General features: G+C 56.5%; 21 protein-coding genes. 14 read left to right on the top strand and 7 right to left on the bottom strand.

Annotated elements, in window-relative coordinates; translation table 11 throughout:
* Window positions 1-360: 360 nt before the first annotated feature.
* Both ACFPDR_RS09755 and ACFPDR_RS09750 read left to right on the top strand, forming a co-directional pair.
* Entirely contained in the window at window positions 361-1,551 is a 1,191-nt protein-coding gene (locus tag ACFPDR_RS09755) for an NAD(P)/FAD-dependent oxidoreductase (RefSeq protein WP_035275100.1), read from the top strand.
* 14 nt (window positions 1,552-1,565) lie between these two features.
* Complete coding sequence (locus tag ACFPDR_RS09750) at window positions 1,566-2,024, top strand: DUF1641 domain-containing protein (RefSeq protein WP_035270768.1); 459 nt, start codon at window positions 1,566-1,568, stop codon at window positions 2,022-2,024.
* A 102-nt stretch (window positions 2,025-2,126) separates the two neighbouring features.
* On the opposite strand, the gene hisM is transcribed toward ACFPDR_RS09750, so the two are convergent.
* The 4 genes from hisM to ACFPDR_RS09730 all read right to left on the bottom strand — a co-directional run bounded on the left by hisM (window position 2,127) and on the right by ACFPDR_RS09730 (window position 5,099).
* On the bottom strand, window positions 2,127-2,828 hold the full coding sequence (hisM, locus tag ACFPDR_RS09745; RefSeq protein ID WP_022983563.1) for a histidine ABC transporter permease HisM: 702 nt from the start codon (window positions 2,826-2,828) through the stop codon (window positions 2,127-2,129).
* On the bottom strand, window positions 2,828-3,517 hold the full coding sequence (locus tag ACFPDR_RS09740; protein WP_009457595.1) for an ABC transporter permease: 690 nt from the start codon (window positions 3,515-3,517) through the stop codon (window positions 2,828-2,830). Before ACFPDR_RS09740 ends, hisM begins: the two co-directional genes overlap by 1 nt.
* A 16-nt stretch (window positions 3,518-3,533) precedes the next feature.
* Window positions 3,534-4,328, bottom strand: a complete 795-nt coding sequence (locus ACFPDR_RS09735) for an ABC transporter substrate-binding protein (protein WP_009457593.1) — start codon at window positions 4,326-4,328, stop codon at window positions 3,534-3,536.
* A 102-nt stretch (window positions 4,329-4,430) separates the two neighbouring features.
* Window positions 4,431-5,099 (bottom strand): TIGR00730 family Rossman fold protein, encoded by a 669-nt coding sequence (locus ACFPDR_RS09730; RefSeq protein ID WP_009457591.1) that lies wholly within the window; start codon window positions 5,097-5,099, stop codon window positions 4,431-4,433.
* Between ACFPDR_RS09730 and polA the strand changes: the two genes are divergently transcribed.
* Entirely contained in the window at window positions 5,098-7,815 is a 2,718-nt protein-coding gene (polA, locus tag ACFPDR_RS09725; protein ID WP_035270763.1) for a DNA polymerase I, read from the top strand. The two genes, ACFPDR_RS09730 and polA, sit on opposite strands and share 2 nt — an antisense overlap.
* 94 nt (window positions 7,816-7,909) lie before the next feature.
* Here polA and ACFPDR_RS09720 read toward each other — a convergent pair whose 3' ends face one another.
* Together ACFPDR_RS09720 and ACFPDR_RS09715 are read right to left on the bottom strand one after the other, a co-directional pair.
* Window positions 7,910-9,574, bottom strand: coding sequence for a Na/Pi cotransporter family protein (locus ACFPDR_RS09720; RefSeq protein ID WP_035270762.1), 1,665 nt, complete (start codon window positions 9,572-9,574; stop codon window positions 7,910-7,912).
* A gap of 60 nt (window positions 9,575-9,634) precedes the next feature.
* Window positions 9,635-10,084: a MarR family winged helix-turn-helix transcriptional regulator gene (locus ACFPDR_RS09715; protein WP_035270761.1), complete on the bottom strand. Its 450-nt coding sequence runs from the start codon at window positions 10,082-10,084 to the stop codon at window positions 9,635-9,637.
* Between the two features lie 177 nt (window positions 10,085-10,261).
* Between ACFPDR_RS09715 and aceE the strand changes: the two genes are divergently transcribed.
* The 4 genes from aceE to ACFPDR_RS09695 all read left to right on the top strand — a co-directional run bounded on the left by aceE (window position 10,262) and on the right by ACFPDR_RS09695 (window position 15,237).
* A complete protein-coding gene (aceE, locus tag ACFPDR_RS09710; protein WP_376911074.1) occupies window positions 10,262-12,937 on the top strand; it encodes a pyruvate dehydrogenase (acetyl-transferring), homodimeric type in 2,676 nt (891 codons plus the stop codon).
* A gap of 186 nt (window positions 12,938-13,123) precedes the next feature.
* Window positions 13,124-14,068, top strand: coding sequence for an alpha/beta hydrolase (locus ACFPDR_RS09705; RefSeq protein ID WP_376911073.1), 945 nt, complete (start codon window positions 13,124-13,126; stop codon window positions 14,066-14,068).
* 64 nt (window positions 14,069-14,132) lie between these two features.
* Window positions 14,133-14,591: a GNAT family N-acetyltransferase gene (locus ACFPDR_RS09700; RefSeq protein WP_376911072.1), complete on the top strand. Its 459-nt coding sequence runs from the start codon at window positions 14,133-14,135 to the stop codon at window positions 14,589-14,591.
* A gap of 25 nt (window positions 14,592-14,616) precedes the next feature.
* Entirely contained in the window at window positions 14,617-15,237 is a 621-nt protein-coding gene (locus tag ACFPDR_RS09695; protein ID WP_035270757.1) for a GyrI-like domain-containing protein, read from the top strand.
* A gap of 88 nt (window positions 15,238-15,325) precedes the next feature.
* Here the strand turns inward: ACFPDR_RS09695 and htpX are convergent, their stop codons facing one another.
* Window positions 15,326-16,207, bottom strand: coding sequence for a protease HtpX (htpX, locus tag ACFPDR_RS09690; protein WP_009457574.1), 882 nt, complete (start codon window positions 16,205-16,207; stop codon window positions 15,326-15,328).
* Between htpX and ACFPDR_RS09685 the strand changes: the two genes are divergently transcribed.
* The 7 genes from ACFPDR_RS09685 (at window position 16,206) to folE2 (ending at window position 22,494) form a co-directional block, all read left to right on the top strand.
* A complete protein-coding gene (locus ACFPDR_RS09685; protein WP_155624324.1) occupies window positions 16,206-16,364 on the top strand; it encodes a hypothetical protein in 159 nt (52 codons plus the stop codon). The genes htpX and ACFPDR_RS09685 overlap by 2 nt on opposite strands.
* Before the next feature lie 89 nt (window positions 16,365-16,453).
* The gene (locus tag ACFPDR_RS09680) at window positions 16,454-17,362 is read left to right on the top strand and encodes a DMT family transporter (RefSeq protein WP_080655545.1); all 909 of its coding nucleotides are present in this window, start codon (window positions 16,454-16,456) and stop codon (window positions 17,360-17,362) included.
* A complete protein-coding gene (locus ACFPDR_RS09675; RefSeq protein WP_376911071.1) occupies window positions 17,355-18,206 on the top strand; it encodes a sulfurtransferase in 852 nt (283 codons plus the stop codon). The genes ACFPDR_RS09680 and ACFPDR_RS09675 overlap by 8 nt, the downstream gene beginning before the upstream one ends.
* A 179-nt stretch (window positions 18,207-18,385) precedes the next feature.
* A complete protein-coding gene (locus tag ACFPDR_RS09670) occupies window positions 18,386-18,652 on the top strand; it encodes an exodeoxyribonuclease VII small subunit (RefSeq protein WP_003802451.1) in 267 nt (88 codons plus the stop codon).
* Window position 18,653: 1 nt separating this feature from the next.
* A complete protein-coding gene (locus ACFPDR_RS09665; protein ID WP_022983568.1) occupies window positions 18,654-19,562 on the top strand; it encodes a polyprenyl synthetase family protein in 909 nt (302 codons plus the stop codon).
* Between the two features lie 113 nt (window positions 19,563-19,675).
* Complete coding sequence (dxs, locus tag ACFPDR_RS09660) at window positions 19,676-21,541, top strand: 1-deoxy-D-xylulose-5-phosphate synthase (RefSeq protein WP_376911070.1); 1,866 nt, start codon at window positions 19,676-19,678, stop codon at window positions 21,539-21,541.
* A gap of 149 nt (window positions 21,542-21,690) precedes the next feature.
* The gene (folE2, locus tag ACFPDR_RS09655; protein ID WP_026484336.1) at window positions 21,691-22,494 is read left to right on the top strand and encodes a GTP cyclohydrolase FolE2; all 804 of its coding nucleotides are present in this window, start codon (window positions 21,691-21,693) and stop codon (window positions 22,492-22,494) included.
* Window positions 22,495-22,610 lie beyond the last annotated feature (116 nt).

Below are 22,610 nucleotides of genomic sequence, written 5' to 3'. Positions count from 1 at the left end.
TTCGGGTTTAGCGATACGAGAAAACGCCTGCTTGATGCAGGCGTTTTTTTTGTCTTACTATGGTTGGCGTCAGCCGGATTTAGAACGCGGTATTAAAAAGCTGGGGTGTATGCATAAGCACCCCAGCTTGATTTTTAAATTCAAGAAAGGGTGTGGGATAAATAAAATTGATTAAGTGGCTTATTGAGTCTGATGGGTTGCTTTAATTTCTGCTTAATACCTGCTTGATACAAACTGGCTGGACACATTACCAAGCTCGCTTTGCAAAGTCTCAGTTGTAGCTGGGCATCTTCTTGTTTTTGAAAAGATTTTTTCATTGCAAGAGCCGGTGCGCAGTTTCCCCCATTAAGGAGAATACTGATGGTGCAGCATATTGTGATTGTAGGTGGTGGTATTGGCGGTACGATGACCGCCAATCATTTAGTGACCAAGCTATACCCGGAAATTCGTTCTGGTAAAGTCCGCATTACCATGCTGTCCAACTCTCCCTGGCATTATTACAAGCCCGCTTTTATGTACGTGGCGTTTGATGCTTTTTTTCGGGATGAGTTGCGACGTCCGCAAATTTCACTTTTGCGCCCCGAAATTGATTTTCAGCTAGAGGAAGTCAGTGGTTTTGACTTCAAGGCCAGCCGTCTGCACTGCGCCAGTGGTAAGAAGATCGACTATGACTACCTGGTTCTGTCTACCGGCTGCGTCCCCTCACCGGAAAAAATCGAAGGCCTGAAAGAGGGCGGTGATCATTTCTATCAGCATGCGCCTGCGCGCCAATTGGCGGACCGCCTGAGCAAGCTGGAAAAGGGCCGTGTGCTGGTAACGGTCACCTTCCCCAAAACTCATAACGTTCCTCACCAGTGCGGTATTGCACCGGTAGAAACAACCTTGATGCTGGACGAGTACCTGCGTCGTCGTGGTGTACGCGACAAGGTAGAGATTGCTTATACCTATCCCACGACCTCCCAGCTTTTGCGTAACTGCCTGTTCATGCAGAACGAGGTTTGTCAGGTCTTGCCGCCCATTTTTGAGGATCGTGACATCAAGCATCAACGCGGTTTTACCCTGAGCCGTGTAGACCCTGAACGCAAGATTGCCTATTCCGAAGAGGGCGCAGAAGAGCCGTTCGACCTCCTGATGGCGACTCCTCCCATTACGGCGGTGCCTGCTGTGCGTGACTCGGGGATTTCTCAAGCCGCCGACAACGAAGGCTGGGTCCCCACCGATCACCAAACCATGAAGGTGCTGGGGCTGGACAATGTATACGTGCTGGGTGACACGGTGGACCTGCCTATCAGTAAAGCGGGCGGCTCCTGCCATAACCAATCGCCCGTAGTGGTCAACAACCTGGCCTCAGAGTTGCGATTTGGGCGCACCAGCGACGAATACGATGGCCGGGTGGTGGCGGTAGCCCAAATGGGTCTGGAGGGCGGTATGCCGCTCTGGTACGACTACAAGGAGGATGTGCATCCCACGCCGCCCACCAAACTGGGTGGACTGCTGCGCAAGGGTTTTAACCGGGGTATTTACTGGGCCGTGGCCCGTGGCTTGGTCTAATTCAGGAGAGACAGATGAATTCGGTATCGGATAAATCCTTGAATCCCGGTGATGCGGGCGCTGCTCAGAAGTCCCCTTCCGCCCTGGAAAGCCTGCTTGGAGAGGATCCGGGCATCAAGGGCCTGGATGAACTGATCGGCAAGATCGAACCTTTGCTGGCCGGTGGTCGTTTGAATCGGGTGGTGGATGCGGTGTCCCTGCTGGCCGATCTGGTGGATATGACGGACGACTATATGCTCGAAAAGCTTATGAAGGGCTTTGAGGAGGGCATAGGGGCCGCCTGGTCGGTTGGAAATGCGGCACGTATGGCTTCGGATCAGGTGCGGGCCACGGAGACCACACCGACCCTGATGGGCCTGATACGACTGGCCAAGGAGCCGGAAGTGCGTCGCGGCCTGACTTTCTTTTTGATGATGGCCGGTGTGATGGGGCGCCAGATGCGTTATCAGAACCTGGATCACACGGGGGACTGACACGGCCAGCTGTATCGCTAAAGAAAAAAAGGGCGGCTTGTGAAAGCGGCCCTTTTTTCTTGTTCGGCACCTCAGCACCTCAGCACCTCAGCACCTCAGCACTCAGTGATTCAAGAATGCCATTTGGCGCTTTTCCACGATACGGAAAATGCCCACCAGAATGAAGGACACGCACAGGTAAATCAGTGCAGCAATCCCGTAGGAGGTAAAGGTTTGGTAGGTGGCCGCATTGGCATCGCGCGCGATCTTGAGCAGGTCAGGAACGGTGGCGGTAAAAGCCAGCGAGGTGGCATGCAGCATCAGCACCACTTCATTGCTGTAAGCAGGCAGCACACGACGCAGGGCTTGCGGCAGAATCACGCGGCGGTACAAGGTCCAGCCGGACATGCCATACGCACGGGCCGACTCGACTTCACCGGGAGGCATGGAGCGGATGGCTCCGGCAAAAATCTCGGTGGTGTAGCCAACAGTGTTCAAGGTCAGTGCCAGAATCATGCAATTGAAGCCGCTCATGAAGAAGGCTTCCAGTGCAGGTACGGATTTGACGATGGCCAGCTTGTACATGGCGGTGTAGATCAGCAGGATCTGCACGTACAAGGGGGTGCCACGGAAAAAGTAAGTGAAGGCACCGATAGGGCGCGATAGCCAGGCCTTGCCCGAGACACGGCCAATGGCCATGAAAATCGACAGGAAAAAGCCGATGGCAACCGAGATCACCAGCAGCCAAAGTGTCATGGCCAGACCCGAGAGCTGACCATTGCTTTGGTACAGATAGGCGCGCCAGAATTCGTTCAGAACATCCATTAGAACTGTGCTCCTTTCACGCCAATGTTGTAGCGTCGTTCCAGGTAGCCCAGTCCAATATTGCTGACGGCGGTCAGGCCCAGATAGATCAGGGCAGTGATGCCCACAAAGAGGAAGGAGTTGAAGGTCGCGTTACCGGCATTTTGCGCAATCTTGACCACATCGCTCAGGCCGATCAGGGACACCAGTGCGGTGGATTTGAGCAGGATTTGCCAGTTATTGCCCAGTCCGGGCAGGGCGTAGCGCATCATCTGAGGAATCTGGATGCGATGCAGAACTTGCCAGGCGCTCCAGCCACAGGCTTTGCCCGCTTCCATTTGGCCCTTGGGGATAGCCATCAGGGCGCCACGGAAGGTTTCGGCAAAGTAAGCACCATAAATAAAGCCCAGCGTGACCACACCGGCTCCGAAGGGATCGATCTCGATCATGTCCCATTCCAGCCAGTCAGTCAGTTCGTTCAGCCAGATTTGCAAGCTGAAAAAGAACAACATCAAAAGCACCAGATCCGGGACGCCCCGGATCAAGGTGGTATACAAACCGCCCACCCATCGCAGCAGCGAGGTGCGGGACAGTTTCATCAGGGCAGCGACCAGACCCAGCACCAGGGAAACCAGCAGCGAGAGCACTGCCAGTTTGATGGTTTCCCAGGTGCCGACCAGCAACTGCGGCCCATAACCGTAAAGCAACATGGTTCAGGTATCCAGGTCAGGGCGCGATGCGAATGTTTTCTTTTTGGAAGTATTTGTCGGCAAAGGTCTGCATGGTGCCATCGGCCTTCATTTCACGCAGAACTTCATCAACGGTTTTCTTGAGTTTCTTGTTGCCCTTGCGAATACCCATGGCGATAGGCTCGTTCAGGATGGGGCTGTCGTCCACGGTGCTGCCGGTCAGCTCAAAGTCGGCACCGGCAGGCTTGGTCAAAAAGCCTTCAACGGCATTCTGGGCTTCCTGGAAGGTGGCGTCCACGCGGCCACCGGCCAGGTCATTGAAGGCGTCGGTGTAGCTGGGGTAAGCCACGATGGTGACACCGTTGTTGGCCCAGTTCTGGCGCGCATAGGTTTCCATGGTGGTGCCTTGCTGCACACCGACACGCTTGCCTTTCAGGGATTCGGCGGTGGGCTCCAGACCGCTGCCTTTGCGGGCGGCCAGGCGAACCGGCACAATATACATGGGCTCGCTAAAGTCGATCACCTTGGCGCGTGCCTCGGTGGCGGTCATGGTGGAGTTGGCCAGATCGAATTTGCGCGCTTGCAGGCCGGGGATCAAGCTGTCAAAGGACTGATCGATCCACACGCACTTGGCTTGCAGGCGCTTACAGATTTCGTTGCCGATGTCGATGTCAAAGCCTTGCAGCTCGCCACTGGGGTCCAGAAACTCGAAGGGGGGATAACCCGCTTCAGTGGCAAAACGGATTTCGGACGGCCCGGCTGCATGGGCAGCAGCGGGCACCAAGGCACTGCAAAAAGCCACCATCAGGAGGCGGGCAAGCATTTTGTTCATGTGGAGGACTCCGGCAAATATCGACTAGCTTGTGGCATTCAATACAAATTCGGCCCTGCTGATGGAGGGCCGAAGAAAGACTGCAAATTTAACCCGTACGCCTTACTGGGGCAATGCGGGTTCCGCCCTAGGCAGTACGCAGCACTGGTTGATGTAGCCCATGACCTCGTCCAGATCGTCGGTCAGGACCAGCAAATTCAGGTCTTTCGGACCAATCAGGCCCATCTCCATCAATTGGTCACCAATCCATTCGATCAGGCCGGACCAAAAGGAAGTGCCGATCAGTACAATGGGTGCGGGTGGGACTTTGCCTGTTTGAACCAGGGTCATGACTTCAAACAGCTCGTCCAGGGTACCGAAACCGCCAGGCAGGGCAATGTAGGCCCAGCTGTGCATGAAAAAGGTGGCCTTGCGCGAGTAGAAGTACTCGAACTGCAGACTTTGTGTCTGGTAAGGGTTGTTGGTGGTTTCGTGAGGCAAGCGTATATTCAGGCCAATACTTTGCCCGCCTGCTTCGTACGCGCCTTTATTGGCGGCTTCCATCAGGCCAGGGCCACCGCCAGCAATCAGGGTGACGCCCGCTTCGGCCAGACGACGGCCCAGTTCCTGGGCCAGTTCGTAGTAAGGATGACCGGGTTTGATGCGTGCGCTGCCGAAAACACTAACGCCAGCACCCATTTCTTTTAATGTATCGACCGCAGTTTGCAGCTCCTTCATGATGGTAGGAATCTGCTCAGAGGCCGGTAAACGGACGATTTTATTGTTAGACATGAAAAAAACCTTGTTGCTCGTTGATGGTTCCAGCTATCTGTACCGAGCGTACCATGCGATGCCCGATCTGCGAAACGCGCAAGGCCAGCCCACAGGCGCCTTGTACGGGGTCATCAATATGCTGCGCCGTCTGCTACAGGATTATCAAGCGGACTATATGGTATGCGTATTTGATGCCAAAGGCCGCACATTCCGGGACGATCTGTACGATCAATACAAGGCTAACCGGCCCTCCATGCCCGAAGATATGGCGGTGCAAATAGAGCCTATTCATAAAGCGGTACGCGCCATGGGCTGGCATCTGATTTGTCAGCCTGGCGTAGAGGCCGACGATATCATTGGCACGCTTTCCCGTCTGGCGGCAGAAAATGGCATCGAGACCGTGGTGTCTACCGGGGACAAGGACCTGGCCCAGCTGGTCAATGAGCATGTGCAGCTGGTCAACACCATGAGTAACGAGAAGCTGGATGTAGAAGGCGTTACCAGCAAGTATGGGGTACGCCCAGATCAGATTATCGATTATTTGATGTTGATTGGCGACACCTCGGACAATATTCCCGGCGTTCCCAAGGTGGGGCCCAAGACGGCTGCCAAGTGGTTGGGCGAATATGGCAGTCTGGATGAACTGTTGCAGCATGCCGACAAAATCAAGGGGGTGGCCGGCCAGAATCTGCGCGACTTCAGCTCCAACTTTGAAATGACGCGCAAACTGGTCACCGTCAAACTTGATTGCGAAGTGCCTGGGTTTACCGGGGATTTCGAGGCGCTGGAGCCAGAGCCCCGTGATAACGCCGTGTTGCAGGATATCTACGAGACCTTCGGTTTCCGCACCTGGTTGCGTGAATTGACAGATGATCCCAAGCGCGTTCCCGCCCAGGATGCCCGTGTCGAGGCTGAAACACCTGCTGCGCCTGCCGAGCTGGATTACCAGACCGTCACGACGAAAGAACAATTACAGACCCTGCTAGGCCTGCTGGAAAAGGCCGAGCTGGTGGCCTTGGATACCGAAACCACCTCCCTGGACCCCTTGATGGCGCGTCTGGTGGGCTTGTCGGTGTCGGTCAAGGCGGGGCAGGCTTTTTATGTGCCGGTGGCTCATCGTGGCTCGCTGGATGTAGAACAGTTGGATAAAGACTATGTCTTGGAAACGCTGCGCCCCTGGTTGGAAAGCGCAGAGGCGGCCAAGGTCCTGCATAACGCCAAATACGATACCCATGTCCTGCTGAATGAAAAAGTCAGCCTGCGCGGTATTCGCGAGGACACCATGTTGCAGGCTTATGTTCTGCAATCGCACAAGCGTGTCGGCATGGAAGAGCTGGCCTTGCAATGGTTGGGTCTGAAAGGCGCGTCTTACGAGGATATTTGCGGCAAGGGGGCCAAGCAGATCGGCTTTGACGAGGTGGATATTCCCGTGGCCTCGCAATACGCTTGTGAAGACGCGGATTACACCTTGCGTCTGCATCAGTGCCTGCGCCCTCAAGTAGCCAAGGAAGAGGGGCTGGAGCGTATCTATTTGCTGGAAGTGCAGGCGTCGGACGTGCTGACCATTGTGGAGCGCAATGGCGTCAAGATTGATGTGCCTACTCTGGCGCGCCAAAGCCACGAGCTGGGCCAGAAAATGCTGGAACTGGAAAACAAGGCTTACGAGCTGGCCGACCAACCTTTTAATATGAACTCCCCCAAGCAAGTGGGCGAGATTCTGTTCGGCAAGCTGGGTATTCCGGTGGTTCGTAAAACCGCCAGCGGTGCCCCCTCTACCGATGAGGATGTGCTGACCCGTTTGGCTCAGGATTACCCCTTGCCCCAGGTACTGCTGGAATATCGTGGCCTGGCCAAGCTCAAGTCCACCTATACGGACAAACTGCCCAAAATGGTGAACCCGGACAGTGGCCGTGTGCATACTCGTTACGCACAGGCTGCCGTCATTACCGGACGTCTGGCTTCCTCCGATCCCAACTTGCAGAACATTCCAGTGCGTACCGCAGAAGGCCGCCGTGTTCGCGCCGCTTTCGTGTCTGAACTGGGCAAAGTGGTGTCGGCTGACTATTCCCAGATCGAATTGCGTGTCATGGCCCATGTATCGGGCGACGAGAATCTGCAGCAGGTGTTTGAGCAGGGTGGGGACGTGCACACGGCAACCGCTGCCGAGATCTTCGGTGTGGATGCCAAGGACGTCAGCTCGGACCAGCGTCGTGCGGCCAAGGCGATCAACTTTGGTCTGATCTACGGCATGGGCGAATTTGGTCTGGCCAGCAATCTGGGCATTACTCGTGATGCAGCCCGTGCCTATATTGATCGCTACTTCGCCCGCTATCCTGGCGTGGCCAGCTACATGACGCGCATCAAGGCGCAGGCGCATGAGCAGGGTTATGTGGAAACCGTGTTTGGTCGCCGTCTGTGGCTACCTGAACTGAAGGGCGCGAAAGGGCCACGCATGGCCGGTGCAGAGCGTGCCGCCATTAACGCGCCGATGCAGGGCACGTCGGCCGACCTGATCAAGATGGCCATGGTGGCTGTGCAGCGCTGGCTGGAAGAAAAAGGGCTGCGCACGCAGATGGTGATGCAGGTACATGACGAGCTGGTATTCGATGTACCCGAAGACGAGCTGGATGTCCTGCGTGAAAACCTGCCGGGCCTGATGTGCAATGTAGCCAAGCTGGATGTGCCGCTGGTGGCTGAAGTCGGCGTGGGTGATAACTGGGAACAGGCTCACTAAGGCTTCCTGGCAAGCTAAAGGAAAAGGCGACCTGATGGTCGCCTTTTTTTTAAGTAGCAGAGCGGCTTGTTTTCACCGCCTGGCTGCAGTCTGTTTATTCCTCGTTGGAGCGTACTCGGTTGGGCAGCAACTCGTCGTGCTTGGCCAGAATTGGATAGGCGGCGGCGCTGACCAGATAGGAGTTGATGGTACGCACGTCGCGCAAAATCTCCAGGTACAAGGAGCCCTGCTCGGCGGAGTCCAGCTGACCGGCCTTGATCTTGCGAATATGACGATCTCCCGCCGCTACTTCCAGTTCGCGGAAGAAGTCTTTTTCAAAGGCCAGGAAGCGGGCGGTTTTTACATCTTCGGCCACAAACAGGGCTGCTGCCTGACGCTGGTTGCGAATCAGCCTGTCCATGACTTTGCCGATTTCGGCCTGTTCTTCCGATTGCAGTATCCAGCCTTGTTTACGCAGCTTGGCCGTGTGGCTGAGCAAGCCATTGACGCTGATCGTGGCGGCGTGCGAGATATTGGTGGAGAACGTCAGAATATCGTTCAGACGACGGGTATCTTTCTTGCTGAGGTTTTCCTGGTCCATACTGGCCAGATAGGTGGTGATCAGCGGCTCCAGACGGTTGACGGCATTACTGATATAGCGCGCATGGTTAATGCTTTGGGCGCTATTGTTCAGCATGTTCTGACGGGCCGTATCCAGGATTTCCTGCAACATATCGGACAGACGCAACGCCTCACGCGCTGCATTGCCCAAGGCCACGGCAGGCACTTCCTGAGCGGACTGGTCCAGATACAAGGGCAGGCCGGGATCATCCGGGTCGGTGCGGCGGGGCAGATAACGGCTCAGCAGACGCGAATAGGGTTTGAGTAAAGGCAGGAACAAGGCTGCCACGGCCAGGTTGAAGAAGGTATGGAAGTTGGCCACAGCACGAGCTGGGTCATTGGTGAACCAGCTCATCAAATCCGGAATCCAGGGCAGCAAAATCATGCCGACCAGACAACCAAACACACGTGTGCCCAAGTTGCCGATGGGCAGACGTTTGTTGGCTGGGTCCTTGGAGCCGCCAGCCCCTTCCAGAATCGGGTTGATAGCGGTACCCACATTGGCACCCAGCACCAATGCGTAGGTCAGTTGCGGGTCCATATGCTGGTGACTGGCCAGCGAGATGATCAGCACCACAATGGCCACACTGGAGTGTGCGGCCCAGGTCAGCAGAGCGGCCAGCAGCATGCCCGTCATGGGACTGCCTGCCAGCGCTTCCAGAATGGTTTGCAGCAGGGGGGCGTCCTGAATGGGGGAGAACAAGCCCACCAGTTCATGCAGGGACAGCAGCAAGAGGCCCAGACCAATAAAGACGCGACCCAGGTCACGACGGCGTCCAGGCTCCTGCGAGCGGAACAGCCAGACTCCCAGAAGAATCAGGGCCGGGGCCAGCGCGGTCATTTTGAAGGACAGCAGTTGCACGATCAGCGTCGTACCCACATTGGCGCCTAGCATGGCGGCCAGGGCCGGAACCAGGGCGACCATGCCGGTGGCGGCAAAGCTGGTAATCATCAGCCCGGTGGCGGTACTGCTTTGGATGGCGGCCGTAATGGCCGCTCCGGCAACAAAAGCACGGCGGGGACGCCCCAGGGCATGACCCATCCAGATGCCCAGTTCGGCACCGAAGGCGCGTTGCACACCGCTTTGCACCATGTGGATACCCCACAGGAGCAAGGCGATATAACCCCCGAAATCGAGAAGTGCGAAGATTTCTTTCATTGCTAAATAATAGCCCAGTGCCTCTTACAAGCGTGAGCCTCAGGTATCAGTTAGACACATCTAGGTGTTGGAGGATTGCCGCGCTTGTCGGGCAGCCTGATCCAGCCCGTGTGCAAACTGCGTTTGTTCCTGATCGGAAAAGGCCGACAGAAACAGTTCCTGCACAGCGCTTTGGTAGATCTGCCACATCTGTTTGCGCAAGGCCCGGCCTTCATCCGTGATGCTGGCAAAGGCGGCCCGACCATCTTCCGAGGAGCGACTGCGCTGGACCAGCCCCTGGGCTTCCAGCCGGTCGATCAGTCGCGTCAGGTTATAGCGTTCTATGACCAGTCGATCGGCCAGTTCATGCATGCGTCGGGTTCCCTCCGGCCCGCTTTCCAGTCCCCACAACACGTCGTACCAGGCATAGGGTGGCAACTTTTCGGCAGCCAGTCTGCGTTCGATTTCTTTCAGGATGCTGCGGTGCGCGCGCACAAAGGAAAACCACAGATCAGTGTCGGAGCGACTCATCGTTCTTTCCCCCAGGAATTTATTTTTTAGTTGCAAATGCAATTATACGCGGATAAGATGCGTTCATAAAGTAGTTGCAATTGCAATCGTATGGGTGAGGGTTTGTCCTGCCCTGCGTCTTGTTCAGGCCGTGAGGACGTCGCGTGGCGGATCCGGCCTATCCACCTGGAGATTGTTATGAATCACGCTTTGCAGATCGCGGATGTGGACCCGCAAGAGACGACCGAGTGGCTGGATGCCCTGGAATCGGTCACGGCGGCAGTAGGACGCCCCCGTGCCCACTATCTGATTGATCAATTGCTGGATTTCGATGCGCGTCATCACGGTGACCTGTACACACGCGTGACCACCTCGTATGTGAATACCATTCCGGTGCATCAGCAAACCCCGTATCCCGGTGACAAGGAACTGGAGCGCAAGCTCAATGCCTATGTGCGCTGGAACGCCATGGTCATGGTGCTGCGTGCCGGTCGGCACTCCAATGTGGGCGGACACATTGCTACTTATCAGTCCGCGGCCGTTCTGTACGACGTGGGCTTTGACCATTTTTTTCGGGGCCGCACAGAAAGCTTTGATGGTGACCTGGTCTATATACAGGGTCACTCCGCCCCCGGTATTTATGGCCGTGCTTATGTGGAAGGGCGTCTGGATGATGAACAGATGGACAACTTCCGTCGTGAGGCGGGGCGTCGTGGCTTGTCGTCTTACCCGCATCCACGCCTGATGCCCGAGTTCTGGCAATTTCCCACGGTGTCCATGGGCCTGGGGCCTTTGATGGCTGCCTATCAGGCACGCTATATGCGCTATCTGGATTTCCGTGGTTTGAAGCCTATGGATGGTCGCAAGGTCTGGGCGTTCCTGGGGGATGGGGAAATGGATCAGGCCGAGTCCCTGTCCGCCATTGCCGTGGGTGGGCGTGAGAAGCTGGATAACCTGATCTTCGTGGTCAACTGCAATTTGCAACGTCTGGACGGCCCTGTGCGTGGCAATAGCAAAGTTATTCAGGAACTGGAAGCGAACTTCCGTGCGGCAGGCTGGAATGTCATCAAGGTAATTTGGGGCGCAGGCTGGGACGATTTGCTGGCCAAAGATAAAACCGGCTTGCTGCGCAAACGCATGATGGAATGCGTGGACGGGGATTATCAGACCTTCAAGTCCCAAAGTGGCGCTTATGTACGTGAGCATTTCTTTGGCAAATATCCCGAGTTGCTGGAACTGGTAGCAGATTTGTCGGACGACGACATCTGGGCCCTGGCCCGTGGTGGTCACGATCCCGACAAGGTCTACGCCGCGTATGCCCAAGCCGCACGTAACAGCCATGGCGGGCCGACCGCAATTCTGGTGAAAACCGTGAAGGGTTTTGGTATGGGCGAGGCTGGTGAAGGCCAGAACATCAATCACCAGCTCAAGAAAATGAGCGCGGATGCCGTGCGTGCCTTCCGGGATCGTTTCCAGCTACCCGTTACGGATGAACAACTGGAAGAGCTGCCTTATCTGCGCCCCGAGCCAGGCAGCCCGGAAGCGGTGTACTTGCAGCAGTGTCGTGCTGCCTTGGGTGGCTTTGTGCCATCGCGAAGAACCTCTGTTCCGGCCTTGACGGTGCCCACGCTGGACAGCTTTGCGGCCCAGTTGAAGGGCACGGGCGAGCGTGGCCTGTCCACGACCATGGCCTTTGTACGTATTTTGAGCACCTTGTTGAAAGACCCGGTACTGGGCAAATTGATTGTGCCCATCGTGCCGGATGAGTCGCGCACCTTTGGTATGGAAGGTCTGTTCCGCCAGATTGGTATTCACTCGTACTTGGGGCAGTTGTACACGCCACAGGATGCTGGCCAGCTGAGCTATTACAAAGAAGCCAAGGACGGGCAGATCTTGCAGGAAGGCCTGAATGAGTCTGGGGCAATCTCCTCCTGGATTGCAGCAGGCACGGCCTACAGCAATCACGGTGTGCCCACGATTCCGCTCTTTATCTTCTACTCCATGTTCGGTTTTCAGCGAGTAGGGGACTTTATCTGGGCTGCGGCGGATGCACGGACACGAGGCTTCTTGTTTGGTGCAACGTCGGGTCGCACCACCTTGATGGGCGAAGGTTTGCAGCACGATGATGGTCATAGCCATGTGCTCTCCAGCGTGGTGCCTAGCTGCCGCTCTTACGACCCCACCTTCTCCTATGAGCTGGCCGTGATCATGCAGGATGGTATTCGTCGCATGTATCAGGATCAGGAGGACGTGTTCTATTACATTACCGTGCTCAATGAAAACTACCCGCATCCCGAGATGCCGGAAGGGGTGGAGCAGGGCATTATCAAAGGGCTGTATCTCTTGCAGGCGGGACCGCAGCAAAAAGCCAAGGCCCCGCGTGTGCAGTTGATGGGCAGTGGCTCTATCTTGATGGAGGTGCTGGCTGCCGCACAATTGCTGCAAGAGGACTTTGGTGTGGCCAGCGATGTGTGGAGTGCGCCCAGCCTGAACCAACTGCGTCGTGATGGCCTGGATACGGAGCGCTGGAACACCTTGCACCCGGAAAGCGAGCCGCGTATCCCTTATGTGCAGTCTTGCCTGGAAGGGCATGCAGGCCCGATTGTGGTTGCCACGGATTATATGAAGATTGTGGGCGAGCAGATCCGGCCCTTTTTGCCGGAGCGTCGTTTGCTGGTTTTGGGTACGGACGGCTTTGGGCGTTCCGACACACGGGCCTCGCTGCGCGAGTTCTTTGAAGTGGACCGGCACTTTATCGTGGTCTCGGCCTTGAAGGCCTTGGCCGACGAAGGTTCGGTGCCACGCTCGCTGGTCAGCGATGCTTTGCAGCGCTATCAAATCAATCCAGAAAAGACCAATCCCATGAAGCCTTGAGTCTTGCCAGTCCGGTCGTCTTTTTGGGCAAATGGCGACCGGCGGCGGGACACCAGCCAGCAAAGGGTGTGATGGCTTGATGTCTCCCCCGGTCAGGTCAGCTCTTTGCTGGCTGGTCCCTTTTCATGGCGGCGAGTCCGCCATTTTTCTCCATCAAATCTTCATCATTCTGTGCCACAGTGCGGCATGGATTATTCAATTTCTCTGGCCCGCCTGGCGGGCCTTGCTATCTCTGGGGACTTGGGCAGCCAGGCTTATGCTCAAACGCAGCTACATGAATTGGCGCGTGCAGATGGCAGCACCATTCATTATTACGTCCAGCCTGCCATCGCCCCTCAAGAAGGTGTGCAGGAGCTGCTTCTGATTGTGCAAGGCTCGGATTGCAATAGCGTGGCGCACAAGAAAGTTGTTTGGGAAACTCTGGCCAAGGCTCGTCCACAAGCCCAGGTGCTGGCGGTGGAAAAATATGCGCTGACGGCCGCGCTGCCTGATAGCGACGATCCCGAGCGTAGCGACTGCCCGACAGACTATATTCAGCGCGACCAGCCCCAACAGCGTGTGGCTGATCTGGATGCGGTTTTAAAACAGCTGCAAAGTCAGACCCGCTATGACAAGCTTTTTGCCTTGGGTGGCAGCGAGGGAGCGGTGATTGTTCATTTGCTGGCGGCCCAGACTTCGCATCTGGATGCGGCCATCAGTTTTAATGGCGGCGGGCGCTGGTTCCAGGATGATGTGCTCTATAGCGCCTCAATCCAAGAGATGCCGGCTGCCGACAAGCAAACCATGCTTGATGGCTTGGGCGAATTTTTGAGGCAGGCCAGGGCCGGCCTGGATACTCGGATGAGCGGACATGGACGCGATTGGTGGCAGCAGATGCTGAATCTGGATCAGGCTGAGGTGCTGCGACGGATTGCTATCCCCACTCTGGTGATTCAGTCCGGGCGCGATACCTCGGTCTCGCCGAAAGCCGCTGCCCAGATGGTGGCACAGGTGGATAACCCGCATGTTGTGTGGCGCAGCTATCCCGATCTGGATCACGTCATGACGCAGGCCGATGGCAGCTCGGCCATGCCCCAGGTCGTGGGCGACATTGCCCAGTGGTTGAGCCAACTCAACACTGACACCCCTTAAGTCTTTTGTATGGTCGATGACGTGATGATTTGCCGTCATTGCCCTTTTTATATTGGAGTAGTGAATGAGCAAGATAGTCTTGCGCGCTGCAGTGCCTGATGACGCCCGCGAATGCCTGCGTATCCGGGGACTGACTCGTGAAAATGCTTTTTCTGAAGAGGATCTGGCCGCCTTGGGAGTTACCGCCGAAAGCTGGGCCGCAGGTATTGAGGATGGTAGTTGCCCCGGCTATGTGGCCGTGGTCGATGGGCAGATGGCTGGCTATTGCTTCGGTGATAGCGAGAGCGGCGAGATCATGGTGTTGGCGCTGTTGCCCGACTATGAAAGCCTGGGTCTGGGCCGTCGTTTGCTGACACAGATGATGCAGGACTTGCAGGGGCGTGGTTTTACGCGCCTGTTCCTGGCTTGTAATAGTGATCCTCAGGTGCGCTCCTATGGTTTCTATCGTCATTTAGGCTGGACCGAAAGCGGCCAGCGTGATGAGTTCGGTGACGATATTTTGGAATATCACTTTGCTGATTAGGTTTGGAGTTAGGTGAGACCTTTTTATGGCTTACGAAAACATGATCGATTTAAGCCAGGATATCCCAGCCCTGAAGATGTTGTATGCGCCTTTGCAGCACCATTTTCGGGTGCTGGATGTGCCCACTTTGCCGTTTGCCATTCTGGATGGCAAAGGTGCTCCCGAGCCTGTTGCGGTGGGGGCGGCTATCAAGACCTTGCAGCTTGCTATTGAGCCTATCCGTCGAGAGGCACGCCAACGCATGGGGCGTGACTTTATGGAAGCGCCGGTCGAAGTTCTGTACTGGGCTGCGGATCCGAAAGATGTGGAAGCAGGGCGGCGGGAAAACTGGCAGTGGCGTGTACAAGTGACCTTGCCTGTATGGACCGATAAGGCGGGTCTGGAAGGCGCGGTGGCCCAGATGCGTGCTCAGTTGGGGAACGCTCCAGCTCCCAGGTGGGAAGCCGTGACGGAGGGCAAGTGCGTGCAGGTGATGCATGTGGGCTCCCCAGCCGATCTGTCAGCTTTGTTGTCGCAGCTCTATACGAAGTTCCTGCCGCAGGAAGGGCTGGAGCCTTTGGGCGTGTATCACGAGATCTATCTGAGTGATTGGAGCAAAGCGTCGTCGAGTCGGCACAAGATGATTGTTCGGCAGCCAATACGCTAACTTTGCGCCAAGGCATAAAAAATGCCCCAAAAGCCTGTGTGCTTTTGGGGCATTTTATTTGGCTGTGCCGTTCAGGCCGCCTGGGATCTTAGACTGATTGAGCGCTTTGCAAAGCCTGAATACGTGCAGCGATAGGAGGGTGGGAGGCGAAGATAGCACTGATCGAACGACCACCCGAAATACCGGAGGCTTCAAAGTTCTTGGGCAGTTCGCCAGGAGCCATGCCGCCCAGGCGGGCCAGCGCGTGAATCATGGGCTGACGCGAACCCAGCAACTGAGCGGAACCGGCATCAGCACGGTATTCACGCTGACGCGAGAACCAGGCCACGATGATGGAGGCCAGCACGCCAAAAATCAGCTCAAACACAAAGACCGAGGCGTAGTAACCCATGCCCACGTCGCGATCATTGCGCAGTAGCACGCGGTCAACAAAGTAGCCGGCCAGACGGGCCAGAAAGATCACAAAGGTGTTCACCACGCCTTGGATCAGGGTCAGGGTGACCATGTCGCCATTGGCAATGTGGGCAACTTCGTGGCCGAGCACCGCCATGACTTCTTCTTCGGTCATGCCTCGCAGCAAGCCCGTGGACACGGCGACCAGAGCATCATTCTTGAAAGCGCCGGTGGCAAAGGCATTGGGCTCGCCTTCGTAAATGGCCACTTCGGGGCGGCCAATACCGGCACGGTCGGCCAGTTGGTGCACGGTATCGACCAGCCAGGCCTCTTCGGCATTGGCGGGGGCATTAGGGTCAATGACACGGGCGTTCACGCTTTGCTTGGCCATCCATTTGCTCATCAGCAAGGAGATAATGGCGCCGGTAAAACCGACCAAAGCCGAGAAGATCAGCAATTGAGTCAGGTCCAGACCTTGCGCGTTCAGGTAACGTCCCACACCCAAAATATTCATGGAGGCGCTGAGCACCAGCATGACGGCCAGGTTGGTGATTAAGAAAAGGACAATTCGTTTCATGAATGCGGATTCCGGTGTAACAGAAAAAATCGTGATCGTGAGAACACGATCTGCGCGAATTTTAGCCTTGATTCCAGGCGTGAAAATAAAATATTCAGCTTTTAGTCAGCTTCCGGGCAAGATAGTTTCTTGCGCCGAGGTTCTTGCTGTTGCGTAAGTGGTCTGGATATGGGGTTACCGGTCCACTTTTACAAGGTGGGGAGTATAGTAATGGCTTTCCCTTATTACTGAATCTGGTTTGATCACATGCAGTCATTATGGATGCTGGTAGCCTGCGCCATGTTTGCCATTATGGGGGCCTGTGTCAAAGTGTCCGCCGATGCCGGGGCGTCGATGGCGCAAATTGTTTTGTTCCGGGGTGTGCCCTCGGTTCTTCTTCTGGTGTTCTGGGCTAAAAGCCGTGGTTTGAGGCTGGCTCCTCAAAGCTGGAAACTGCATGTCCGGCGTAATGTCTCCGGGGTCAGTTCCATGTGGCTGGGCTTTCTGGCTCTGGCTAATCTGCCCTTGTCCACCGCGGTCAGCCTGAACTACACCGCTCCCTTGTTTATTGCTTTCTGGATGCTTGCCTGGGGTGGCACCCAGCGTGACCCTGTGCGTCTGATTGCCGTGTTGCTGGGCTTTATGGGCGTGATCGGTGTCCTGCGCCCCAGCATTACGCCAGACCAATGGTGGGCCGCCATGCTGGGCCTGTGTGCCGGCGCCTTGAGCGCGGTGGCCATGATGCAGGTACGTGCCCTGGGGCGCTCTGGCGAGCCGGAATGGCGCACCGTGCTGCTGTTCTCCTGTTTTGTCGTCTGTTCCAGCCTGGTTGGACTTTTGTGGGAAGGCTGGCGCGAGCTGAGCTGGCGCGCGTGGCTGGCCTTGCTGGGCGTGGGCCTGTCCGGCTTGTTCGGGCAATTGACCATGACGCGTGCTTTTGGCTTGGGCTCGGCCTTGTTGACCGCAGCCCTGCAATACACCACCATTATTTTCGCCGCCCTGATTGGCATTGCTTTCTGGGGTGATGTGCCTGACTGGTTAGCCTGGGCAGGTATGGCATTGATTATTGGGTCTGGTCTGTTGTCGGCCTGGCGTACCTACAGCGAGGATCGTATCTTGCGAGGTCAGGCCGCGACAGCGGAGCAGGCTCCCGTCAAGGAGGCAGAACGTGTTTGAATTTCTGATTAGCGCAGAGCAGGTCCAGGCCAATCTGAATAATTCGGAGTGGCTGATTCTGGATGTACGCCATGATTTGGCCGACCATCAGGCAGGACGACGCGCTTACGAACAGGGGCATATTCCGGGTGCCGTGTTTCTGGATCACGAGCTGGATCTGGCTGCACCCAAGACGGGTCTGAATGGCCGTCATCCTTTGCCCAGCCGTCAGGAGCTGGCGCAGCTTTTGCAGAAAAACGGCTTGCGTGATGGTATGCAGGTCGTGGTCTACGACGCCCAAGGCTCTTTATTCGCCAGCCATATGTGGTGGATGCTGCGCTGGTTGGGGCATCCTCAAGTCGCCATTCTGGATGGGGGCTGGCAGGCCTGGCAGCAGTTGGGCGGAGCCGAAGAAAGCGGCCCGGCCAAGCCTGTGCCAGCAGCTGCTAAATTGAGTGTGCCTGAGCAGGCTGCCATGCCTACTGTGCAGACTGAGCAGGTACTGAAAAACCTGTCCAAACCTATCTTTACCGTATTGGACGCACGTGCTGCCGAGCGATATCGCGGTGACGTGGAACCGATGGACCCGGTCGCAGGTCATATCCCCGATGCGCTTAATCGGTCGCATCTGAATAATCTGGGTGAACAGGGGCGTTTCAAACCGGCCGATCAGCTGCGCCAGGAGTTTCAGGACTTGCTGGGAGCGCTTTCGGCAGAGATGGTTGTGCACCAGTGTGGTTCCGGTATTACAGCTTGTCACAATCTTTTTGCCATGGAGTTGGCCGGTTTGTCTGGCTCCAGCATTTATCCCGGCTCCTGGAGTGAATGGGTGAGTGACGCCAGCCGACCTGTTGCGCGCAGCTAGTTCAATGCCCTGAGTTTCTGGTGCTGAGAAAGCCGCTCCGGAGCGGCTTTTTTGCTGTGGAGCGGTCCCAAAGTAGAAAGTACTCCTTGGGAAGGGCAGCAAGCCGCCGCCTCCCGTACAATGCCACTTCCAATTGGGTCTCAGCCAGTCCTGACGGCCCTCATTGATCAGGAATAGTTATGGTTAAATCTCGCGATGATAATCAAAGCGCCCAGGCGCCAGCCCAGCAGGATTTCGAGTCCGCTCTGGCACAACTGGAAGCGCTGGTCGCTCGCATGGAAAGCGGGGCATTGCCGCTGGAGCAGGCTTTGCAGGCTTACGAGCAGGGCGTGGAGTTAGCCCAATTGTGTCAGCGCAAGCTGGACCTTGCACAAGAACAAGTCAGCGTATTGCAAGGCAATCTGCTGCGCCCCTTGTCCGGGGATGAAGCTGTTGGAGATAGTTAAGATGAGTTCTACCAGTTTTTCTGATTGGCTGCAGGCGCGGGTTGAGCAGACTGAGACCGTACTGGAACAATTGCTGCCCCCTGTCAGCCAGGAACCTGCTCGTTTGCACGAAGCCATGCGCTACTCCGTGCTGGGTGGTGGCAAGCGCGTGCGCGCTGCCTTGGTGTATGCCGCCGGTGAGGCTGCCTTGCAAGGCAAGCCCATGGCCGCTGCCCAATTGAAAGCATTGGAGTTGGCAGCGGCGGCGGTGGAATTGATCCACGCCTACTCGCTGGTTCACGACGACTTGCCGTGCATGGATGACGACAAATTGCGTCGTGGTCGCCCAACCACCCATGTTCAGTTTGATGAAGCGTGCGCCATGCTGGCTGGCGATGCCTTGCAACCCTTGGCCTTTGAGTTGTTGGCACAAATGCCGATTGCCCCTGCGCTGATTGTGCAAGCCATTACCCAGTTGGCGCAGGCCGCCGGCAGTGCCGGTATGGCCGGTGGTCAGGCTATTGATTGCGCCAGCGTGGGCATTGCCCTGGACCGTGATCAGTTGCAAGAGATGCACAGCATGAAAACTGGCGCCATGTTGCAAGCCAGCGTTTTGCTGGGTGGTATTGTGGCGGGTGCTTCCTCTACCGTGCGTAATGGTTTGGAAGAGTACGCCCAGGCAGTCGGTCTGGCCTTCCAGGTCGTGGACGATATTCTGGATGTGACGGCTGACACCGCCACGCTGGGCAAGACGGCGGGCAAAGATGCCGCCGATAACAAGCCCACCTATGTCTCCATCCTGGGTATGGACGGATCGCGCGAGTTGCTCGGTGCTCTGAATGAGCAGGCCCAGTTGGCCTTGCGTCCTTTGGGACCTGCTGCGGCACGTCTGACGCAACTGGCTGATTACATCGTGGGTCGCAATCATTAAGCGACGCGGGCCTGTGCTACTTTGGCACAGGCCGCGAAGCGTTTTACAATAGCCGATTGGCGATTGTTTTTAGACAGTCGTTTCACTTATTTGCCCGGATAGACGTCTTTAGTATGACAACCGTTTCCCTAGAGCAGATCCAGTCTCCCGCCGACTTGCGCCAGCTTGATCAACGTGATCTTCCCGAGCTGGCACGACAACTGCGCGAGTTTGTTCTGCAATCCGTATCCAAAACCGGTGGGCATTTGTCGTCCAATCTGGGCACGGTTGAATTGACCACTGCCTTGCACTATGTGTTCGAGACTCCCCACGATCGTATCGTGTGGGATGTGGGTCACCAGTCCTATCCGCACAAAATTCTGACTGGCCGCCGCGATCAGATGAGTGGTTTGCGTCAGCAAGATGGCATCTCCGGTTTTCCCAAGCGTTCCGAGTCCGAGTATGACGACTTTGGCACCGCGCATTCCTCGACTTCAATTTCTGCCGTATTGGGCATGGCCGTGGCCTCGCGCAATGCCGGGATCGAGCGTCAGCACATTGCCGTGATCGGTGATGGCGCGATGACGGCCGGTATGGCGTTTGAGGCCCTGAACAATGCCGGTGTCACTCCGGATGTGAATGTGCTGGTGGTGCTGAACGACAACGACATGTCAATCTCGCCGCCTGTAGGGGCCTTGAATCATTATCTGGCTCGCCTGATGTCGGGCCGGTTCTACGCCGCTGCCAAAAATGTAGGCCGTACTGTCTTGCAGCATGTCCCGCCTGTGCTGGAACTGGCGCGCAAGTTTGAAGGCCACGCCAAGGGGATTCTGTCTCCGGCCACACTGTTTGAAGAGCTGGGTTTTAACTACGTAGGCCCGATTGATGGCCACGATCTGGATGCGCTGGTCTCTACCTTGAGCAATCTGCGTGATCTGGGTGGTTTGCAGTTCCTGCATGTGGTGACCCGTAAAGGGCAGGGCTACAAGCTGGCTGAAGCCGATCCGGTGCTCTACCACGGTCCAGGCAAATTCGACCCTTCTGTGGGTTTGGTGACGCCTACGACCAAGCCACGCCCTACGTTCACGCAGATCTTCGGTCAGTGGCTGTGCGATATGGCCAAGCAGGATCAGCGTCTGTACGGTATTACCCCCGCCATGCGTGAAGGCAGTGGCATGGTGGAGTTCGAGCAACAATTCCCTCGTCGTTATTTCGATGTGGGTATCGCCGAACAGCACGCCGTGACCTTTGCCGGTGGTTTGGCCTGTGAGGGGCAAAAGCCGGTTGTGGCGATTTACTCTACCTTTTTGCAGCGCGGCTACGATCAACTGATTCACGATGTGGCCTTGCAGAATCTGGATGTCACTTTTGCGCTGGATCGCGCCGGTATTGTGGGCGCAGACGGGGCAACGCATGCCGGTAATTACGACATCGCCTTTCTGCGCTGCATTCCGAACATGGTGGTGGCCACGCCGTCGGACGAAAACGAAACCCGCTTGCTGCTGACCTGTTGTTATCAGCACCCAGGGCCCAGCTCGGTGCGCTATCCGCGCGGAGCGGGTATCGGTGCTGAAGTGGATCAGGAGCTCCATACCGTGCCGCTGGGCAAGGCCAATCTGCGCCGTCAGGGCAAGAGCCTGGCCATTCTGGCTTTTGGTCCCGTGTTGCACGAGGCGCTGAAAGCAGCCGAGGTTCTGGACGCTACCGTGGTAGACATGCGTTTTGTAAAACCTATGGACGAAGCCTTGCTGCAAGAGCTGGCACAAAGCCATCAGGCATTTGTGACCGTGGAAGAGGGCTGTTTGATGGGGGGCGCAGGCAGCGCGGTGCTGGAGTTTGTCAGCCGTGAAGCGCTGGTGATGCCGGTATTGCAACTGGGCTACCCCGACGAGTTCATCGATCACGGCGATCAGAAGAAAATTGCTCAGGATCTGGGCCTGGATGCCGCAGGCATTGAGCGCTCCATTCGTGAACGTTTCTCAAGTTTGCTTGAGGCGTGAGGCAATTTCTGCACAGTTTAGGGTTTAAATACCCCAATATGCGCGTTCTTATTAAGGTTATCGAACCTCGCGTGCGATAAGCGTAAGATAATAATTCATTATTGTTTTTATTTACGGTTGCGGCTCTGTCGTAGCTGAACCTGATGGATATGAATACAGTGTCGGAATCGCCTTTGGCCATGCCAGATGTGCAAAGCAGCACGGATACACGCCGTGTTGCGATTCAGCGCGTGGGTGTGCGCGGGGTGCGGCATCCGATGATGCTGGACCTGCAAGGGCAGGCCGTGCCCACCGTGGCGCAATGGGAGTTGACGGTGGCCTTGCCGCCCGAAGAAAAAGGCACCCATATGTCGCGCTTTGTGGCTTTGCTGGAAGAGTACCGCCGTCAAGCCATGACGCCCGCCGGTTTTGTGCAGATGGCCCAGGCCATGTTGCCTTTGCTCAATGCCGGGCGTGGCGACATGACAGCCACCTTCCCCGTTTTCCTGGAAAAAGTGGCACCCGTATCCGGTGTGGCCAGCCTGATGGATTACACCGTCAGCTGGACAGCACGTGTTGGTGTGGATGCCCAGCCCGAATTTGAGTTGTCCGTGCTGGTTCCGGTTACCAGCCTGTGCCCGTGCTCCAAGGCAATTTCAGAGTACGGTGCCCATAATCAGCGCTCGCACGTTACCGTGCAGGCCGTGTTTGCAGATCCGGCTGCGCTGGACTTGCCTACGCTGATCAAATCGGTTGAAGAGCAGGCGTCCTGCCAGCTGTGGGGCTTGCTCAAGCGCACTGACGAAAAGTACGTTACCGAATACGCGTACGACAATCCCAAATTCGTCGAAGATCTGGTGCGTGATGTAGCCGTCAGCGTGCGCAGCTTGCCCGGAGTGTTGCGTTATAGCATCGAAGCCGAGAATTTTGAGTCGATTCATAATCACTCTGCCTACGCAAGCGTGCAGGGCTAAGGCTTTTGGCTTGTCAGCCAGCCTTTCTTGGTGCTAGTATCTATGGTTTCTTGCTCGACCCGGATTGAATGGGCGGGCTGTCGCGCTTGGTGCCTGACTGGTTTTACAGCGGGTAG

Source organism: Alcaligenes sp. GCM10023179, assembly GCF_042653705.1.
GTDB lineage: Bacteria > Pseudomonadota > Gammaproteobacteria > Burkholderiales > Burkholderiaceae_B > Alcaligenes > Alcaligenes phenolicus.
Note: the sequence above shows the minus strand (reverse complement) of the source record. Positions and strands in the feature narration are given on the sequence as shown.

Bases quoted from the DNA above. Each gene is read 5' to 3' on its own strand.
- ACFPDR_RS09755 (WP_035275100.1), top strand. From the start codon at position 361: ATGGTGCAGCATATTGTGATTGTAGGTGGTGGTATTGGCGGTACGATG.
- ACFPDR_RS09750 (WP_035270768.1), top strand. From the start codon at position 1,566: ATGAATTCGGTATCGGATAAATCCTTGAATCCCGGTGATGCGGGCGCT.
- hisM (WP_022983563.1), bottom strand. From the start codon at position 2,828: ATGGATGTTCTGAACGAATTCTGGCGCGCCTATCTGTACCAAAGCAAT.
- ACFPDR_RS09740 (WP_009457595.1), bottom strand. From the start codon at position 3,517: ATGTTGCTTTACGGTTATGGGCCGCAGTTGCTGGTCGGCACCTGGGAA.
- ACFPDR_RS09735 (WP_009457593.1), bottom strand. From the start codon at position 4,328: ATGAACAAAATGCTTGCCCGCCTCCTGATGGTGGCTTTTTGCAGTGCC.
- polA (WP_035270763.1), top strand. From the start codon at position 5,098: ATGAAAAAAACCTTGTTGCTCGTTGATGGTTCCAGCTATCTGTACCGA.
- ACFPDR_RS09730 (WP_009457591.1), bottom strand. From the start codon at position 5,099: ATGTCTAACAATAAAATCGTCCGTTTACCGGCCTCTGAGCAGATTCCT.
- ACFPDR_RS09720 (WP_035270762.1), bottom strand. From the start codon at position 9,574: ATGAAAGAAATCTTCGCACTTCTCGATTTCGGGGGTTATATCGCCTTG.
- ACFPDR_RS09715 (WP_035270761.1), bottom strand. From the start codon at position 10,084: ATGAGTCGCTCCGACACTGATCTGTGGTTTTCCTTTGTGCGCGCGCAC.
- aceE (WP_376911074.1), top strand. From the start codon at position 10,262: ATGAATCACGCTTTGCAGATCGCGGATGTGGACCCGCAAGAGACGACC.
- ACFPDR_RS09705 (WP_376911073.1), top strand. From the start codon at position 13,124: ATGGATTATTCAATTTCTCTGGCCCGCCTGGCGGGCCTTGCTATCTCT.
- ACFPDR_RS09700 (WP_376911072.1), top strand. From the start codon at position 14,133: ATGAGCAAGATAGTCTTGCGCGCTGCAGTGCCTGATGACGCCCGCGAA.
- ACFPDR_RS09695 (WP_035270757.1), top strand. From the start codon at position 14,617: ATGGCTTACGAAAACATGATCGATTTAAGCCAGGATATCCCAGCCCTG.
- ACFPDR_RS09685 (WP_155624324.1), top strand. From the start codon at position 16,206: ATGAATGCGGATTCCGGTGTAACAGAAAAAATCGTGATCGTGAGAACA.
- htpX (WP_009457574.1), bottom strand. From the start codon at position 16,207: ATGAAACGAATTGTCCTTTTCTTAATCACCAACCTGGCCGTCATGCTG.
- ACFPDR_RS09680 (WP_080655545.1), top strand. From the start codon at position 16,454: ATGCAGTCATTATGGATGCTGGTAGCCTGCGCCATGTTTGCCATTATG.
- ACFPDR_RS09670 (WP_003802451.1), top strand. From the start codon at position 18,386: ATGGTTAAATCTCGCGATGATAATCAAAGCGCCCAGGCGCCAGCCCAG.
- ACFPDR_RS09665 (WP_022983568.1), top strand. From the start codon at position 18,654: ATGAGTTCTACCAGTTTTTCTGATTGGCTGCAGGCGCGGGTTGAGCAG.
- dxs (WP_376911070.1), top strand. From the start codon at position 19,676: ATGACAACCGTTTCCCTAGAGCAGATCCAGTCTCCCGCCGACTTGCGC.
- folE2 (WP_026484336.1), top strand. From the start codon at position 21,691: ATGAATACAGTGTCGGAATCGCCTTTGGCCATGCCAGATGTGCAAAGC.